At 72.3% G+C, this 15,826-nt stretch carries 14 protein-coding genes; 8 read left to right on the top strand and 6 right to left on the bottom strand.

The window, feature by feature from the left end:
* Positions 1–202: 202 nt before the first annotated feature.
* The 3 genes from A6Q81_RS01915 (at position 203) to A6Q81_RS01905 (ending at position 5,105) form a co-directional block, all read left to right on the top strand.
* Complete coding sequence (locus A6Q81_RS01915) at positions 203–1,594, top strand: NAD(P)H-quinone dehydrogenase (protein ID WP_286689328.1); 1,392 nt, start codon at positions 203–205, stop codon at positions 1,592–1,594.
* Positions 1,595–1,689: 95 nt separating this feature from the next.
* Positions 1,690–4,629 (top strand): SpoIID/LytB domain-containing protein, encoded by a 2,940-nt coding sequence (locus A6Q81_RS01910; RefSeq protein WP_286689327.1) that lies wholly within the window; start codon positions 1,690–1,692, stop codon positions 4,627–4,629.
* Between the two features lie 89 nt (positions 4,630–4,718).
* Complete coding sequence (locus A6Q81_RS01905) at positions 4,719–5,105, top strand: phage holin family protein (RefSeq protein WP_286689326.1); 387 nt, start codon at positions 4,719–4,721, stop codon at positions 5,103–5,105.
* Between the two features lie 101 nt (positions 5,106–5,206).
* Here the strand turns inward: A6Q81_RS01905 and A6Q81_RS01900 are convergent, their stop codons facing one another.
* Positions 5,207–7,009 carry an acetyl/propionyl/methylcrotonyl-CoA carboxylase subunit alpha gene (locus A6Q81_RS01900; RefSeq protein WP_286689325.1) on the bottom strand — a complete coding sequence of 601 codons (1,803 nt, stop codon included), beginning with the start codon at positions 7,007–7,009 and terminating at the stop codon, positions 5,207–5,209.
* A gap of 154 nt (positions 7,010–7,163) precedes the next feature.
* Between A6Q81_RS01900 and A6Q81_RS01895 the strand changes: the two genes are divergently transcribed.
* A complete protein-coding gene (locus tag A6Q81_RS01895; RefSeq protein ID WP_236749821.1) occupies positions 7,164–8,342 on the top strand; it encodes an acyl-CoA dehydrogenase family protein in 1,179 nt (392 codons plus the stop codon).
* An 18-nt stretch (positions 8,343–8,360) separates the two neighbouring features.
* On the opposite strand, the gene A6Q81_RS01890 is transcribed toward A6Q81_RS01895, so the two are convergent.
* The 5 genes from A6Q81_RS01890 to A6Q81_RS01870 all read right to left on the bottom strand — a co-directional run bounded on the left by A6Q81_RS01890 (position 8,361) and on the right by A6Q81_RS01870 (position 11,893).
* Positions 8,361–8,573, bottom strand: coding sequence for a hypothetical protein (locus A6Q81_RS01890; RefSeq protein ID WP_286689324.1), 213 nt, complete (start codon positions 8,571–8,573; stop codon positions 8,361–8,363).
* A 52-nt stretch (positions 8,574–8,625) separates the two neighbouring features.
* The gene (locus A6Q81_RS01885) at positions 8,626–9,225 is read right to left on the bottom strand and encodes a Maf family protein (RefSeq protein WP_286689323.1); all 600 of its coding nucleotides are present in this window, start codon (positions 9,223–9,225) and stop codon (positions 8,626–8,628) included.
* Between the two features lie 145 nt (positions 9,226–9,370).
* Positions 9,371–10,021, bottom strand: a complete 651-nt coding sequence (locus A6Q81_RS01880) for a hypothetical protein (RefSeq protein ID WP_286689322.1) — start codon at positions 10,019–10,021, stop codon at positions 9,371–9,373.
* A gap of 10 nt (positions 10,022–10,031) precedes the next feature.
* The gene (locus tag A6Q81_RS01875) at positions 10,032–10,301 is read right to left on the bottom strand and encodes an acyl-CoA carboxylase epsilon subunit (RefSeq protein WP_286689321.1); all 270 of its coding nucleotides are present in this window, start codon (positions 10,299–10,301) and stop codon (positions 10,032–10,034) included.
* Positions 10,301–11,893 carry an acyl-CoA carboxylase subunit beta gene (locus A6Q81_RS01870; protein ID WP_286689320.1) on the bottom strand — a complete coding sequence of 531 codons (1,593 nt, stop codon included), beginning with the start codon at positions 11,891–11,893 and terminating at the stop codon, positions 10,301–10,303. The genes A6Q81_RS01875 and A6Q81_RS01870 overlap by 1 nt, the downstream gene beginning before the upstream one ends.
* Before the next feature lie 51 nt (positions 11,894–11,944).
* Here A6Q81_RS01870 and A6Q81_RS01865 point away from each other — a divergent pair, with 51 nt between their 5' ends.
* From A6Q81_RS01865 to A6Q81_RS01850, 4 genes are all read left to right on the top strand, one after another.
* Positions 11,945–12,790, top strand: a complete 846-nt coding sequence (locus tag A6Q81_RS01865) for a biotin--[acetyl-CoA-carboxylase] ligase (protein ID WP_286689319.1) — start codon at positions 11,945–11,947, stop codon at positions 12,788–12,790.
* A 72-nt stretch (positions 12,791–12,862) separates the two neighbouring features.
* A complete protein-coding gene (locus A6Q81_RS01860; protein WP_067855415.1) occupies positions 12,863–13,369 on the top strand; it encodes a PH domain-containing protein in 507 nt (168 codons plus the stop codon).
* Positions 13,356–14,363 (top strand): adenylate/guanylate cyclase domain-containing protein, encoded by a 1,008-nt coding sequence (locus A6Q81_RS01855; RefSeq protein ID WP_067855418.1) that lies wholly within the window; start codon positions 13,356–13,358, stop codon positions 14,361–14,363. The genes A6Q81_RS01860 and A6Q81_RS01855 overlap by 14 nt, the downstream gene beginning before the upstream one ends.
* Positions 14,364–14,394: 31 nt before the next feature.
* Positions 14,395–15,540, top strand: a complete 1,146-nt coding sequence (locus A6Q81_RS01850; RefSeq protein WP_286689318.1) for a 5-(carboxyamino)imidazole ribonucleotide synthase — start codon at positions 14,395–14,397, stop codon at positions 15,538–15,540.
* Positions 15,541–15,826: the final 286 nt, after the last annotated feature.

Genomic DNA, 15,826 nt, shown 5'->3' with positions numbered 1-15,826 from the left:
GTATAAGAGACAGGGTGGGGTTGGGGCACCGGGGGCACACCTCTCGATCGCGCCCGTCTCGAACGTGATGAGGCAAGGCTTGGCTTACTCAGGTTTGCCTCAGCATAGTAAGGCTCACCTCAGCTTGACCAGGGGGGTGCGGGAGCCATCGGCCCGCGCGCCCGGCTGCCGTCCGGGGCCCCCGCGGTGAGAGGATGGAGAGGTGACGCACGTGGTGATCATCGGAGGCGGACCTGGCGGCTACGAGGCGGCACTCGTCGCCGCGCGACTCGGGGCCCAGGTCACCGTGGTGGAGCGCGACGGGCTCGGCGGCTCGACCGTCCTCACCGACTGCGTGCCCAGCAAGACCCTCATCGCGACGTCCGACCTCCTGACCGAGGTCGAGTCGTCCGCCGAGCTCGGCGTCGAGGTGCCCCGCGACGTGCGTGCCGACCTGGCGGCGGTGAACGACCGCGTGCTGCGACTCGCGCTGGCGCAGTCGGCCGACATCGCCGGTCGACTGGACCGCGAGGGCATCGAGGTCGTCCGCGGCACCGCCCGACTGCTCTCGGCCCGCGAGGTCGAGGTCGTCGAGGCCTCCTCGTCGGACCAGGACGCGAGCGGTGCGACCCGGGTCGTCGAGGCCGACGCCGTGATCCTCGCGACGGGCGCGCACCCGCGGGTCAGCCCCGACGCGCTGCCCGACGGCGAGCGCATCCTCACCTGGGAGCAGGTCTACGCCCTGCGCGAGATCCCCGAGCACATGATCGTCGTCGGCTCGGGTGTCACCGGGGCCGAGTTCGCGAGCGCCTACAACGGCCTCGACGCGCACGTCACGCTCGTCTCGAGCCGCGACCGCGTGCTCCCGGGCGAGGACGAGGACGCCGCGGAGCTCATCGAGGACGTCTTCCGCGAGCGCGGCATGACCGTCATGGGCCAGTCGCGCATGGCCTCCGTGCGTCGCGAGGGCGACCAGGTGGTCGTCACGCTGACCGACGGTCGCGAGGTCGTCGGCTCGCACTGCCTGCTCGCGCTCGGCTCCATCCCCAACACCGCCGACCTCGGCCTCGAGGACGTCGGCGTCGCGCTCGACGACGCCGGCTTCGTGCGCGTCGACCGCGTGTCGCGCACGAGCGTGCCGGGGGTCTACGCGGCGGGTGACTGCACGGGCGTGCTCATGCTGGCCTCCGTGGCGGCGCAGCAGGGCCGGATCGCCGTCGCCCACCTGCTCGGCGACGCCGTGCACCCGCTGGACCTGCAGAAGGTCTCCAGCAACATCTTCACGTCCCCGGAGATCGCCACGGTGGGCCTGTCCCAGCGAGCCATCGACGAGGCCGGGCTGCACGTCGACGTCGTCATGCTCCCGCTCGCGACGAACGCCCGCGCCAAGATGCAGGGCGTGCGGCACGGCTTCGTGAAGCTGTTCTCCCGCCGGGGGATGGGCGTGGTCGTCGGCGGCGTCGTCGTCGGTCCGCGGGCCAGCGAGCTCATCCACGCCGTCTCGCTCGCGGTGTCCGCCTCGCTGACCGTCGACCAGGTCGCCGACGCCTTCACCGTGTACCCCTCGATGTCGGGGTCGGTGGCCGAGGCTGCACGCAGTCTGCACCCGCGCTGACCTGCGGAAATGACAGGCGTGTAGTTCGTCGACTCCGGTGGATATCGCGCCGGATGTGTGATGCAGTAGCCCAGCACCATCGTCACATCCGCCCCATGAGTCACAGGATCGGACTTCCCCACATGCGCTTCTGGACCCTGGTCCGGCGAGCCTTCCCGTTCGCCGTCGTCACCGCCGTCGCGGTGTCCGCCCTCATCGCCACGCCCGACACCGCCCCGACCCAGACGTCGCAGGCGGCGGCTCCGCGACCGGCCACGCTGCACGAGCTCGACGTCCCGGCGACGCAGGCCCCTGAGGTCCCCGCGGCCTCCGCGGCACCGGCGGCGACGCCGTCGCCCAGCCCCTCCGCGCCCGAGCGCAGCGAGGTCCGCCAGCAGGCCGTCCCGCCGGCGCCCGAGAAGACTGCGCACGAGAAGGCTGGGCCCGAGAAGGACGGGACCGACGAGGTCGCCACCCTGCCGCGCACGACCGTGCGCCCGTTCTCGATGGTCGGTGTCACCTGGGCGCGCGGCGGCGAGGACTTCGACGTGAAGGTCGCGCTGCGCAAGAACGGCACGTGGGGTGCGTTCCAGACGCTCGACACCGACCGAGACGCCGAGGCCGACGCCGGCCCCGAGGTCGGTCGCGCCGGGACGGACCCGCTGTGGGTCGGGTCCGCCGACGGTGTCGCCGTGCGCGTGACGTCGCCCAGCGGCCAGCGCCCGACGGACCTGAAGGTCGCCACCATCGACCCGGGTCGCGGCAGCGACGTCGCCCCGGCCGCCGCGACCGTCGGGCAGCCGAAGATCATCTCGCGCTCCTCCTGGGGCGCGAAGGGGCCGACGAAGGGCAACGAGTGCTCCGCGCCGGTCTACGGCGCCTCGACGCTGGGTGCGGTCATCCACCACACGGCGGGCAACAACGACTACACGAAGGCCCAGTCGGCCGGCATCGTCCGGGCGACGCAGGCGTACCACACGGGCGCGCGCGGCTGGTGCGACATCGGCTACAACTTCCTGGTCGACAAGTACGGCCAGATCTTCGAGGGGCGTCGCGGCGGCATCGCCAAGCAGGTCCGTGCCGCCCACTCCGGCAACGGTCCGGTCAACGAGCGCACGGTGGGCATCTCGATGATGGGCACCTACGCCAAGGTCGCGCCGACCGCCGCCACGAAGAAGGCCGTCGCCGACCTCGTCGCGTGGCGCTTCTCGCTGGCCAAGCTCAAGGCCACGGGCACCTACACGCTCGGCGGCCTGCGGCTGAACCGCATCGTCGGCCACCGCGACGTCCTGTCGACCGAGTGCCCCGGTGCCGCCGCCTACGCCTGGGTGACGTCGTCCGGCTCCACCGGTCTGCGCCAGGAGGTGGCCCGACGTCTCGCCGGGTCGTCGTCGACGCCGAGCACCCCGACGCCGCCCACGACCACGCCGACGTCGGGCAAGGACATCAAGTCCCTCGCCGCCGCGATCGGCAGCGAGAAGCTGGGCAAGCTCGTGCGCAAGGAGTGGGGCAACTCGGTCCAGCGCCGGGCGATCTACCAGAACATGGACCTGCTCTGGACGAAGGCCGCCGGTGCGTTCTCGGTGACCAGCGTCGTGCGCCGCGAGTGGCACCGCACGGGCGAGCAGGGCGGACGCCTCGGCTTCCCGATCAGCAGCCGCAGCAGCACCGGTGACGCCAACGTCAAGTACCAGCGCTTCCAGAAGGGCAGCGTCTACATCGTCGGCACCGGCTCGGCGACGAAGGCGTACGCCATCTACGGCCCGATCTTCGAGTCCTACAAGACCGTCAAGGGCACCTCGGGCCCGCTCGGCGCCCCGACCTCGACCGTGCTCCGCGACCGCACCGGCTACCAGCGGGTGACGTTCGCGAAGGGGTACATGGAGTACTCGGAGGGCTCGCGCGCCGTGAGCACCTGGTACAAGAACGGCTCGAGCCCGGACCAGCTGACCGTGCCGAGCGACCGGTCGGTCGTCATCAACGGACGCGGCTTCGGCCACGGGATCGGCATGAGCCAGTACGGCGCCCAGGGCGCGGCGCGTCAGGGCAAGACGTTCCAGCAGATCCTCGCGTCCTACTACCCGGGCACGTCCGTGGCGCAGCGCAGCGGCTCGATCCGCGTGCTCGTGGGCGACGCGACGTCGTCGACGGTCACGGTTCGCGCGCGGTCCGGGCTGGTCTTCCGGACGCTGGCCTCCAGCAGTGGTACGACGCTGCCGACGTCGTCGTCGGGCACGCCGATCACCAACTGGCGCATCCGCGTCAGCACGGCCGACGCGACGAAGTCGGTGCTCGAGTACCGGGCAGGGTCGCGCTGGCGGGTCTTCCGCGACCGGATCTGGCGCGGGTCCGCGCAGTTCCAGGCGACGTCGCTCGGACTCGTCCTGCCGAACGGCTCGGTGCGCGAGTACCGCACGGCGATCCGGTCGACGCTGCCGGCGTCGGGCTCGAAGGAGCGCAAGACGGTCAACGTGCTGTCGCTCGACGACTACACGCGCGGGGTCGTGGCCTCGGAGATGCCGTCGAGCTGGCAGCAGGAGGCCCTGAAGGCGCAGGCCGTCGCCGCGCGGACCTACGCGGTGCGCACGCTCATGCCGTCGCGCTACTACGACGTGTGCGACACGACCTCCTGCCAGGTGTTCAAGGGCCTGAGCGGGGAGACCGCCAACACCGACAAGGCGGTCGCGGCGACGCGTGGCTCGATCCTCACCTACCAGGGCAAGCCGGCGCTGACGCAGTACTCGTCCTCCTCGGGCGGCGCGTCGGCACCCGGCAGCGCGCCGTACCTGAAGGCGCACCTGGACCCCTTCGACGGCTGGTCGGGCAACACGAACCGGTCGTGGCGGGTCGTGGTGAAGGCCTCGACCATCGAGCGGGCGTTCCCGAAGGTCGGCACGCTGCGCAGCCTGACGGTCACGCAGCGCGACGGGACGGGCGACTGGAAGGGTCGGGTCGTCTCGATCCGGCTCACGGGCTCGAAGGGCACGCAGACGGTCTCCGGACCCGACCTGCGCTTCGCGCTCGGCCTGAAGTCGCACTACTTCCGGCTTGGCTGAGCCCGGCTGCCCTGCCGTCGTCGCCTGCGGGTGACGACGGCAGGGCACCGGCTCCGGGACGTCGGAGCGGGTCGACGATACTGCTCGTCATGCTGTCGATCCTCCGGTCCCTCGGCTTCGCGGCGCTCGCGAACGTCGCGTCGCTCGGTCTCGCCGCGGCCCTTCTCGACGGGTTCTGCGTCCGGCTCGGTGGGCTGCTCGTGGCGGTGCTCGTGTTCACGGTCCTGGCCGTGGCGCTGCGTCGGGCGACCGCGACCCTCGCGCCGCGGCTCGCGCGCCCGTCGGCGGTGCTCGGCGGCCTGGTGCTCACGGCGGTGGCCCTGGTGCTCACCGACGCGCTCGTGCCCGGCGACGGCTTCGACCTGCACGGCCCGGTGGCCTGGGTCGTGACGGTGCTGCTGGTGTGGGCCGCCGGCGTGGCGTACGGCGAGGTGGACACCCAGGCTCCGGCCGAGGTCCCGCCCGTCGCCTCCTGACGGCCGGCAGGACTACTCCGGCGGGAGTGCGCGGCGGAATGACACAGCGCCGGTGACCCGCCCGTAGGGGCAGGCCACCGGCGCCGGGTGGTGGTGCGGTGCTACTCGGCGGCGGGTGCGTCGGCGATGGTGGCGACGACCTCGCCGGCGCCGATGGTGGCGCCGATCTCGGCGGACAGGCCGGTGACGGTGCCGGCCTTGTGCGCGGTGATGGGCTGCTCCATCTTCATGGCCTCGATGACGAGGATCGTGTCGCCGGCGGCGACCTCCTGGCCCTCCTCGACGGAGACCTTGACGACGGTGCCCTGCATGGGCGAGGTGAGCGAGTCGCCGGAGACGGCGGCACCGGCAGCCTTGCCGCCCGCGCGCTTCGGCTTCTTGGCGCCGCCCGCGGCACCGGAGGCGGCGACGGCACCGAGGCCGCCGGGGAGGACGACCTCGACGCGCTTGCCGGCGACCTCGACGACGACGCGCTCGCGCTCGCCAGGCTCGGCGGTCTCGGACGGGCCGCTGTAGGGCTCGAGCTGGTTGTCGTAGTCGGTCTCGATCCACGTGGTGTACACGTCGAAGGAGCCGGGGGTGCCGTCGGGCTGGGTGGCGTTGTAGGCCGGGTTGTCGAGCACGTCGCGGTGGAAGGGGATGACGGTCGGCATGCCCTCGACGACGAACTCATCGAGCGCGCGGCGCGAGCGCTCGATCGCCTGCTCGCGGGTGCGGCCGGTGACGATGAGCTTGGCGACGAGCGAGTCGAAGGCGCCGGGGACGGTCTGGCCCTCCTCGTAGCCGCCGTCGAGGCGGACGCCGGGGCCCGACGGGGGAGCCCACTTCGTGAGGGTGCCGGGGGCGGGCAGGAACCCGCGGCCGCCGTCCTCGGCGTTGATGCGGAACTCGATGGAGTGCCCGATGATCTCGGGGTCGCCGTAGCCGAGCTCCTCGCCGGCGGCGACGCGGAACATCTCGCGGACGAGGTCGATGCCGGTGACCTCCTCGGAGACGCAGTGCTCGACCTGGAGACGGGTGTTGACCTCGAGGAAGCTGATGGTGCCGTCGCGGGCGACGAGGAACTCGCAGGTGCCGGCGCCGTAGTAGCCGGCCTCCTTCAGGATGGCCTTCGAGGAGTCGTAGAGGCGCTTCAGCTGGTCGTCGGACAGGAACGGCGCGGGCGCCTCCTCGACGAGCTTCTGGTGGCGGCGCTGCAGCGAGCAGTCGCGCGTGGAGACCACGACGACGTTGCCGTGCTGGTCGGCGATGCACTGGGTCTCGACGTGGCGCGGCTTGTCGAGGAACTTCTCGACGAGACACTCGCCGCGGCCGAAGGCGGCGACCGCCTCGCGGGTGGCCGACTCGAAGAGCTCGGGGATCTCCTCGATCGTGCGGGCGACCTTGAGGCCGCGTCCGCCGCCGCCGAAGACGGCCTTGATCGCGACGGGCAGGCCGTGCTCCTCGGCGAAGGCGATGATCTCGTCGGCGTCCTTCGCGGGCTCCTTGGTGCCGGGTGCGAGCGGTGCGTTGGCGCGCTCGGCGATCTGCTTGGCCTTGGCCTTGTCGCCGAGGGCGTCGATGGCCGAGGGCGGCGGGCCGATCCAGACGAGGTCGGCGTCGATGACGGCCTGGGCGAAGTCGGCGTTCTCGGCGAGGAAGCCGTAGCCGGGGTGGACGCTGTCGGCGCCGGAGCGCTTCGCGACGGCGATGATCTTCTCGATCGAGAGGTAGGAGTCGCCCGGGGTCGCGCCCTCGAGCGAGTAGGCCTCGTCGGCCATGCGCACGTAGATCGCGTCGCGGTCGGGCTCGGCGTAGACGGCGACGCTGCCGATGCCGGCGTCCTTGCAGGCTCGGATGACGCGGACCGCGATCTCGCCACGGTTGGCGATCAGGACCTTCTGCAGGGGCTTGCTCACGAACACTCTCCTCGGGATGGACAGGCTGGGCGGGGGGCCGCACCGCGTGCTGAGTCTAGGGGGAGTGGGCGGTCGTGGCCGGATGAGGTACGTCACGCCGGTCGCGCGTCCCCTCTCGTACAGGTTAACGACCGTTAACCCGCGGTGCTAGGCTCGCGCCATGGTCGCTGCATCGATGACAGGTCTCTCCCGCGAGCACGAGGACTTCCGCCGCACCGTCCGGGAGTTCGCGGAGGCCGAGATCGCGCCCCACGTGGCGCAGTGGGACCGCGACCACCACTTCCCGGTCGACGTCGTGCGCGCGATGGGCGACCTCGGGCTGTTCGGCCTCACGGCCCCGGAGGCCGTCGGCGGCGCCGACGGCGACTTCACGAGCCTGTGCGTCGCGATCGAGGAGCTGGGTCGGGTCGACCAGTCCCTGGGCATCACCCTGCAGGCGGGGGTCGGTCTCGGCATCAACCCGATCGTCGCCTACGGCACGCCCGAGCAGCAGGAGCGCTGGCTGCCCGACCTGGTGGCCGGGCGCACGCTCGCCGGCTTCGGGCTGACCGAGCCCGGCGCGGGCTCCGACGCCGGCGCCACCCGCACGCGGGCCGTGCTCGACGGCGACACCTGGGTGGTCGACGGCGCGAAGCAGTTCATCACCAACTCCGGCAACGAGCTGACGTCCGTCGTCACGGTCACCGCACGTACGGGGGAGCGTCCCGACGGACGGCCCGAGATCTCGGCGATCATGCTCCCGGCCGGGACGCCGGGCTTCGTCGCCGAGCCGGCCTACGACAAGCTCGGCTGGCACATCTCCGACACCCACCCGCTGACGTTCACCGGGGCCCGCGTGCCGGCCGACCACCTGCTGGGGGAGCGCGGACGCGGCTACGCGCAGTTCCTGGCCACCCTCGACGACGGACGCATCGCGATCTCCGCGCTGTCGGTCGGCTGCTTGCAGGCCTGCCTCGACCTGTGCGTGCAGTACGCGGGCGAGCGGCAGACGTTCGGCGTCCCGATCGGGGCGAAGCAGGGCGTCGCGTTCCAGGTGGCCGACCTCGCCGTGCTGCTGGAGGGGGCGCGCGCCCTCACCTACCGGGCGGCCGGCCTCAAGGACGCCGGGGCGCCGTACGCGGTGGTCAAGCAGGCCGCCTCCGTGGCGAAGCTGTACTCGACGGAGGCGGCGGTCACGGGCACGCGGATCGCCACGCAGGTCTTCGGCGGGTACGGGTTCATGGAGGAGTACCCGGTGGCGCGCTTCTACCGCGACGCCAAGATCCTGGAGATCGGCGAGGGCACGAGCGAGGTGCAGCGCATGCTCATCGCGCGCGGTCTGGGCCTGCCCGTCGAATGACGGCGGGCTGCGGCGGCGTCAGAGGGTGACGAGCGCGCGGCACGGCAGCGGCACGTGCCGCACCTGGTCGCCGAAGTCGACCTGCGCCGAGCGGGTGCCCTGGAGGCTGACGATGCGGCCCAGGCCCCAGGTGTCGTGGCTGACGCGCGCGTCGACCTCGTAGACCTCGTCCGGCACCTCGACGGGACGCTCGAAGGGGCTGGACGCATGGTGGCGGCGCGAGGTGGGCATCACCCATGGTCCCACGTGCGCGGGCCGTCGAGGGCCGGATCGCGCCACCTGGTCAGGCCGGGGGACGGTTCCAGAGGTCGGTCCAGACGACGTCGAGGTCGGCGACGAGGTCGCGCAGCAGCGGCAGGCTGATCCCGACGACGCAGTGGTGGTCGCCCTCGATGCCGCGGATGAAGGCCCCGCCGAGGCCGTCGATGGTGAAGGCGCCGGCGACGTGGAGAGGCTCCCCGGTGGCCACGTAGGCGTCGATCTCGGCGTCGCTGACGTCGGCGAAGTGCACGACGGTCGACGCGCTGTCGACGACCTCGCGCCCGCCGCGGCGCACGCAGTGCCCGGTGTGCAGCACGCCCGACCGCCCGCGCAGGCGCCGCCAGCGGGCCCGCGCGGTGTCGGCGTCGCCCGGCTTGCCCAGGATCTCGCCCTCGAAGGCCAGCACGGAGTCGCAGCCCACGACGAGCGCGTCGGGGTCGTCGACGCCGGACGCGACCGCACGGCACTTCAGCTGGGCGAGCGCGGCCGCGAGGTTGGCGGCGTCGTGGGTGGTCACCTGCGACTCGTCGACCCCGGAGACCACCACCTCCGGCTCGATGCCCGCCGCCCGCAGCGTCGCGAGCCGGGCGGGGGACTGGGAGGCCAGGACCATGCGCACCATGCGCCCATCGTGGCAGGTCACGCTCCCGTCCCGAGCGGTGACTTCTCCACCGAATGCGTCCCTCCGGCGACGAGCGGTGCGTCCTCCACCGTCACAGCGCTGGGACGGTGGAGGGGACACCTCTCGGCCGGCTTCGGTGGAGAAGTCACCGCTCCTGGGGGAGCAAGCCGTACGTCGCGGGCTCCGCGCACAGGTCCGGGTGGGCGAGCACGGCGTCGACGAGCCCGGGGGACCCGCCCACGGTGAACCACGACGGGTCGACGTCGGAGGCGATGCACCAGGCGTGGTCGGCGGGCCAGGTGAGCGACGCCTGCGGCAGGTCGGCGGGCCAGCCCGGTCGTGGTGGTCGGGCGCCCCAGACGCCGACGTCGGCGGCTGCGCCGGCGAACAGCAGGTAGGCGCGCTCGCCCGCGAGGTCGGCGCGCGGTGCGTCGAGCACGGAGCGGTCGAAGGCCGGCGCGACCTCCAGCGGAGGCGGCTGGCGGAACAGCCGACCGAACAGGCGGTGCGGGTCCATCTCGGCGTAGACCCTTCCGCCGCCCTCCAGCTCGCCCCAGCCCTCCCACAGGGCGAACCAGCACCGCTCCGGGGTGGTGGTGTGCTCGGCGGCGAGGCGGGTCACGAGCGCCACGACGTCCGGGTCGGGACGGTAGGGGTCGGCGTCCTCGCCGTCGAAGTGGACCGTGGCGTACGCGGGGAGGCCCGGCGCGCCCTGGGTGGCCAGCGCCGCCCAGGGCGCGTCGGCGCGCACGACCCAGTCCGCCACGGACAGGTCGGTCTCGTGGCGCAGGGTCATGCGACGGCCGTCAGGCCCAGGCGGAGCGACGCCAGGCGTCGGGCCCCACGCGCAGCGGCGTGCGCGCCGCGCGAGAGGGGTGGCCCCACTCGCTGCGCGGCTTCGGGCCAGCGGCATTCGCGGCCGCGTGGGCCGCGGCCGCGTTGCGCGCCGCGACGACCGCCACCAGGGCGGCGAGCTCCTCGGGCGTCAGGTCGCCGCGGACCACCCGCAGCACCGGCGTGACCGGTGCCGCGGTGGTCTCGGTCCCCTCGTCCTGGGGGGTCGTCTCGCCGGCCATCACAGCGGGATGTTCCCGTGCTTCTTGGGCGGCAGCGTCTCGCGCTTGGTGCGCAGCAGACGCAGGGCCTTCACGACCTCCGCGCGGGTCTGCGAGGGCTCGATGACGCCGTCGATGTAGCCGCGCTCGGCCGCCACGTACGGGTTGCAGAGCGTGTCCTCGTACTCGGTCATCAGCTCGGCGCGCTTGGCCTCGGGGTCGTCGGCTGCCGCCACCTCGCGGCGGTACAGGATGTTGACCGCGCCCGAGGCGCCGACGACGGCGATCTGGCCGGTGGGCCACGACAGGTTGACGTCGGCGCCGAGGTGCTTGGAGCCCATGACGTCGTAGGCGCCGCCGTAGGCCTTGCGCGTGATGATCGTGACGAGCGGGACGGTGGCCTCCGCGTAGGCGTAGATGAGCTTCGCGCCGCGGCGGATGATGCCGTTCCACTCCTGCTCCGTGCCGGGCAGGAAGCCGGGCACGTCGACGAACGTCAGCACCGGGATGTTGAAGGCGTCGCACGTGCGCACGAAGCGCGCGGCCTTCTCGGACGCGTCGATGTCGAGGCAGCCGGCGAGCTGCATGGGCTGGTTGCCCACGACGCCGACGGCGCGGCCCTCGACCCGGCCGTAGCCGATGACGAGGTTGGGGGCGAAGAGCGGCTGGACCTCGAGGAAGTCGCCGTCGTCGAGGACGGCTTCCATGACGGTGCGGATGTCGTACGGCTGGTTGGCCGAGTCGGGGATGAGCGTGTCGAGCGCCAGGTCGGTCTCGGTCGGCTCGAGGTCGGCGACCTCGTCGTAGACGGGCGCCTCCTCCATGTTGTTCTGCGGGAGGAAGGAGATGAGCGCCTTCACGTACTCGATCGCGTCCTCCTCGTCGGAGGCGAGGTAGTGGGCGTTGCCGCTGCGTGTGTTGTGGGTGCGCGCGCCGCCCAGCTCCTCCATCGTGACGTCCTCGCCGGTGACCGTCTTGATGATGTCCGGGCCGGTGATGAACATGTTCGACTTCTCATCGACCATGATCGTGAAGTCGGTGACGGCGGGGGAGTACACGTGGCCGCCGGCGCACGTGCCCATGATCATCGAGATCTGGGGGATGACGCCCGAGGCGTGCACGTTGCGCGTGAAGATCTCGCCGTAGAGGCCGAGCGAGACGACGCCCTCCTGGATGCGAGCGCCGGCACCCTCGTTGATGCCGATGATCGGGCAGCCCGTCTTGATGGCGAGGTCCATGACCTTCGTGATCTTCTCGCCGTACACCTCGCCGAGGCTGCCGCCGAAGATCGAGAAGTCCTGGCTGAAGACGCACACCTGGCGGCCGTCGATCGTGCCATAGCCGGTGATGACGCCGTCGCCGAGCGGACGGTTCTTCTCCAGGCCGAACTTGGTGGAACGGTGACGCGCGAGGGCGTCGAGCTCGACGAACGAGCCCTCGTCGAAGAGCTGCTCGATGCGCTCGCGCGCGCTCTGACGACCCTTGGCGTGCTGCTTCTCCGCAGCCCGCTCGGCGACCTCGACGGTGGCCTCGTGACGGCGTCGCCGGAAGTCCTCCAGCTTGCCCGCGGTCGTGTGCAGCTCCGGACGCTCTTCGATCTCTGCTTCGCTCACGAGGGTCAGAGTAGCGAGGGACGGGCTTCTGCGTTGTGTGAGGCTTGCCGCATGGACGCCTCGACCTCCGCCCCGCCTCCTGCCTCGGCCGGCGGCACCCCGACCCCCGACCGGCCCCTGCTCGACGTCGAGGAGCTGCGGCGTGCGCTGCTCGTCGGCGGCGGGCTGTGGACCGCGGTCGAGGTGTCGAGCACCACCGCGAGCACCAACGCCGACGTCGTCGCCGCCGTCGCCGAGGGTGCGCCCGAGGGTCTCGTCGTCACCACGGAGCACCAGACGGCCGGGCGCGGTCGGCTCGACCGACGCTGGGAGGCGCCCCCGCGCTCGGGCCTGGTGGTCTCCGTCCTGCTGCGCCCCGACGCCGTGGCGCTGCCGCAGTGGACGTGGCTGCCGCTGCTCGCGGGCATCGCCGTCGACCTCACGGCCCGCGACTGCGGGGTCGCGTCGGGGCTGAAGTGGCCCAACGACGTGCTCGTCGACGGGCGCAAGCTCTGCGGGATCCTCGTCGAGCGGGCGGAGGGGCCCGCCGGCGCCGCCGCCGTGCTCGGCATCGGAATCAACCTGACCCTGACGCGGGAGGAGCTGCCCGTGCCGACGGCCACGTCCTTCGCGCTCGCGGGCGCGGCCACCACCGACCGCGGCGTGGTGCTGCAGATCCTGCTCGGCCACCTGGAGCGTCTCTACCGGCGGTGGGTCGCCGGTGCCGGCGACCCGACCCTGCTGCGCGCTGACTACCTCGAGCGCTGCGTCACGCTCGGCTCCATCGTCCAGGTGGACCTGCCCGACGGGTCCGTGCTGCGGGGACGAGCCGACGACGTCGACCCCCTGGGTCGTCTGGTGGTCGCCGGACGTGCGATCAGCGCCGGCGACGTCACGCACGTGCGGCCCGCGCCCTGAGCGGCCGGAGACCCGCCCGTCAGGAGCCGTGATCCCTCCCGGTGCCCGGGCCCGCCGTGGGAGGATTCGGGCATGGCGCTCTCCCGCAAGTTCATGATGGACGGCGAACAGGTCGTCACCACGACGCGCACCCACGTCAAGGTCCTGTTCGTCCCGCTGGTCATCCTGCTCGCCGTCGCGTTCGCGGGCAGCTTCCTCGCGGCCAGGGCGGGCGGCTCCGGCGACGGCTACGTCCGGTGGGCCGTCGTGGCGATCGCGGTCGTCGTCGTGCTGTGGGGGAGCGTGCTGCCGTTCCTGCGCTGGCTGTCGTGGACCTACAGCCTCACCACGCAGCGCCTCGTCGAGCAGAAGGGCATCCTCACCCGTGAGGGTCGGGTCATCCCGCTCAGCCGGATCAACGACGTCTCCTACGAGAAGAACCTCAACGACCGGATCCTCGGCTGCGGCACGCTCATCATCCACAACGCGAGCGAGGAGGCCGGCCTCGAGCTGCGCGACATCCCGCACGTCGAGTCCTTCCACCGCCAGGTCAGCGACCTCGTGTTCGCCGCGCACCGGGGGAGCGATGAGTCGGTCTGACCTGCGTGACGAGCTCGCCCGGCTGATCCTCCACGAGGGGATGGACCTCACCGGCGAGCAGGTCGCCGAGCAGGCGGGGCTCGACCTCGACCGCGCCGAGCGGCTCTGGCGCTCGCTCGGCTTCGCCGACAGCGGCGACGTCCCCGCCTACGGCGAGCACGACGTCGCGGCCGCGCGCCTCGTCGCCGCCGCGTTCGACGAGGGGTTGCTCGAGGAGCGCACCATCTTCCGCATGACGCGAGCGCTCGGCCAGACGCTCGCCCGACTCGCGGACTGGGAGGTGCAGACGATCGTCGACCAGGTCGAGGCCGACGTCGACGCCGGTCGCGCGAGCAGCCGGCTCGAGAGCGCGGTCGCGATCGCCGAGCACGTCGCCCCCGGCTTCGACCGGCTGCTGCTCTACGCGTGGCGGCGCCACCTCGCGGCGGCCGCCGGCCGGCTCGAGGCGCTCGGCGCGGTCGACGCGGAGCTGCTGTCGACCACCATGAGCATCGGCTTCGCCGACCTCTCCCGGTTCACGGCCATGACCAACACGCTGAGCGACGTGCGCCTCGGTGAACTGGTCGAGAACTTCGAGACCCGGTGCACCGACGTCGTCACGTCGCGGGACGGTCGTGTCATCAAGGCGCTCGGCGACGCCGTCCTCTTCGTCAACCCCGACCCGCGCGAGGCGACGCTCACCGCCCTGGAGCTGGTGGCGAACATCGGGTCGCGCGACGACCTGCCCGACGTCCGGGTGGGCCTCGCGACCGGCTCGGTCATCAGCCGCCTGGGCGACGTGTTCGGCCCGCCCGTCAACCTCGCTGCGCGGCTGTCGCACGTCGCGCGAAGCAACCGGGTCCTCGTCGACGACGCCACGGCGGCCGACCTGACCGACGAGGAGTTCGAGATGCGGACCCTGCCGCCACGGCCGCTGCGCGGGTTCGGGAACGTCTCGCCGATCACCGTCAGCCGGCGTCGCGCGTTCCGGCCCCGCACCGTCAGGCGCTGGTAGGACCGCGTCCGACGGTCGATATCCTGCGGGCATGTCGCTGACACCGCACCTCGCCGTCGTCGGGGGCGGCCAGCTCGCCCGCATGATGCAGGTCCCGGCCGTCGCGCTGGGCCTGCGGATCCGGCTGCTGGCCGAGGGCCCCGACGTCTCCGCAGCCCAGGTGGTGCCCGACCACCTCGTCGGCGACCACACCGACCTCGACGACCTGCGCGCCGTCTGCGCGGGCAGCCCGGTCGTCACGTTCGACCACGAGCACGTCCCGCCGGAGCACCTGCGGGCGCTCGAGGCCGAAGGTCACGCGCCGCGGCCCGGGCCCGACGCCCTGCTCTACGCGCAGGACAAGGGCGAGATGCGCGTGCGGCTGAGCGTCCTCGGGCTGCCGTGCCCGCTCTTCCTGCTCCTCCCCGGCGACGTCGAGGAGGCCCTCGAGGAGCTCGCGGACTTCGGCTACCCGGCCGTGCTGAAGACGACCCGCGGCGGGTACGACGGCAAGGGCGTGTGGGTGGTGCGCAGCGCCGACGACGCGGCCGAGGTCCTCGCCACGGCGTTCGCCGAGGGACGGGAGATCCTGGCCGAGGAGCTCGTCGACTTCCGCCGCGAGCTCAGCGCCCAGGTGGCCCGCACCCCGTCGGGTGACGTCGTCGCCTACCCCGTCGTGCAGTCGACCCAGGTCGACGGCATCTGCAAGGAGGTCGTCGCACCGGCGCCCGACCTCGATCCCGCGCTCGCGCAGGAGGCCACCGACGTCGCCGTCCGCGTGGCGGAGCAGCTCGGCGTCACGGGCATGCTCGCCGTCGAGCTGTTCGAGACCGCCGACGGACGCGTGCTCGTCAACGAGCTGGCGATGCGTCCGCACAACACCGGCCACTGGAGCATCGACGGTGCCGCCACGAGCCAGTTCGAGAACCACCTGCGGGCCGTGCTCGACCTGCCCCTCGGCCCCACGACCCCGCACCACGCGTGGACGGTCATGGTCAACGTGCTCGGCGGCGCCGTGCAGGACCTCGAGGCCCAGGAGGCCGTCGTGCTCAGCGCCGTCCCGCACGCCAAGGTGCATCTCTACGGCAAGGGTGTGAAGCCCGGGCGCAAGGTCGGGCACGTCACCGTCACCGGCGACGACCTCGACACCGTCCTCGCCGACGCCCGCCGCGCCGGCGCCCTCCTCCAGGACGGCTGAGTCCTTCGGTCCGGCTGCCGCAGGGGGTCTGGGTTTGCTGATGCGCAGCCTGCCGAGGCTTGTGGTTGCTGGTGCGCTGCCTCGGCTGGTGCTGGAGTCGGTTTCCGAAAGGGCCTCGACCGGCAGCGGGCCTGGGGGCGGCTTCGGGTCTCGGGGTCTGGTCTGAGCTTGCCCTCGACGCAAGGTTCTTCGTTTCTGCGTTCTTGACCCACCGTTCTGCGTTCGCGCGTCCTATCGGTGGATCTGCAACCGCAGGAGCCGTTCTGCGGTTGAAGATCCACCGATA

Origin of the sequence: Aeromicrobium sp. REDSEA-S38_B2 (assembly GCF_001628525.1) — a bacterium.
GTDB classification, from domain to species: domain Bacteria; phylum Actinomycetota; class Actinomycetes; order Propionibacteriales; family Nocardioidaceae; genus Aeromicrobium; species Aeromicrobium erythreum.
Note: the sequence above shows the minus strand (reverse complement) of the source record. Positions and strands in the feature narration are given on the sequence as shown.

What these genes read in the sequence shown, in the direction of transcription:
- A6Q81_RS01910 (WP_286689327.1), top strand. Translation starts at nt 1,690, where the DNA reads ATGAGTCACAGGATCGGACTTCCCCACATGCGCTTCTGGACCCTGGTC.
- A6Q81_RS01905 (WP_286689326.1), top strand. Translation starts at nt 4,719, where the DNA reads ATGCTGTCGATCCTCCGGTCCCTCGGCTTCGCGGCGCTCGCGAACGTC.
- A6Q81_RS01895 (WP_236749821.1), top strand. Translation starts at nt 7,164, where the DNA reads ATGGTCGCTGCATCGATGACAGGTCTCTCCCGCGAGCACGAGGACTTC.
- A6Q81_RS01890 (WP_286689324.1), bottom strand. Translation starts at nt 8,573, where the DNA reads ATGCCCACCTCGCGCCGCCACCATGCGTCCAGCCCCTTCGAGCGTCCC.
- A6Q81_RS01885 (WP_286689323.1), bottom strand. Translation starts at nt 9,225, where the DNA reads ATGGTGCGCATGGTCCTGGCCTCCCAGTCCCCCGCCCGGCTCGCGACG.
- A6Q81_RS01880 (WP_286689322.1), bottom strand. Translation starts at nt 10,021, where the DNA reads ATGACCCTGCGCCACGAGACCGACCTGTCCGTGGCGGACTGGGTCGTG.
- A6Q81_RS01875 (WP_286689321.1), bottom strand. Translation starts at nt 10,301, where the DNA reads ATGGCCGGCGAGACGACCCCCCAGGACGAGGGGACCGAGACCACCGCG.
- A6Q81_RS01865 (WP_286689319.1), top strand. Translation starts at nt 11,945, where the DNA reads ATGGACGCCTCGACCTCCGCCCCGCCTCCTGCCTCGGCCGGCGGCACC.
- A6Q81_RS01860 (WP_067855415.1), top strand. Translation starts at nt 12,863, where the DNA reads ATGGCGCTCTCCCGCAAGTTCATGATGGACGGCGAACAGGTCGTCACC.
- A6Q81_RS01855 (WP_067855418.1), top strand. Translation starts at nt 13,356, where the DNA reads ATGAGTCGGTCTGACCTGCGTGACGAGCTCGCCCGGCTGATCCTCCAC.
- A6Q81_RS01850 (WP_286689318.1), top strand. Translation starts at nt 14,395, where the DNA reads ATGTCGCTGACACCGCACCTCGCCGTCGTCGGGGGCGGCCAGCTCGCC.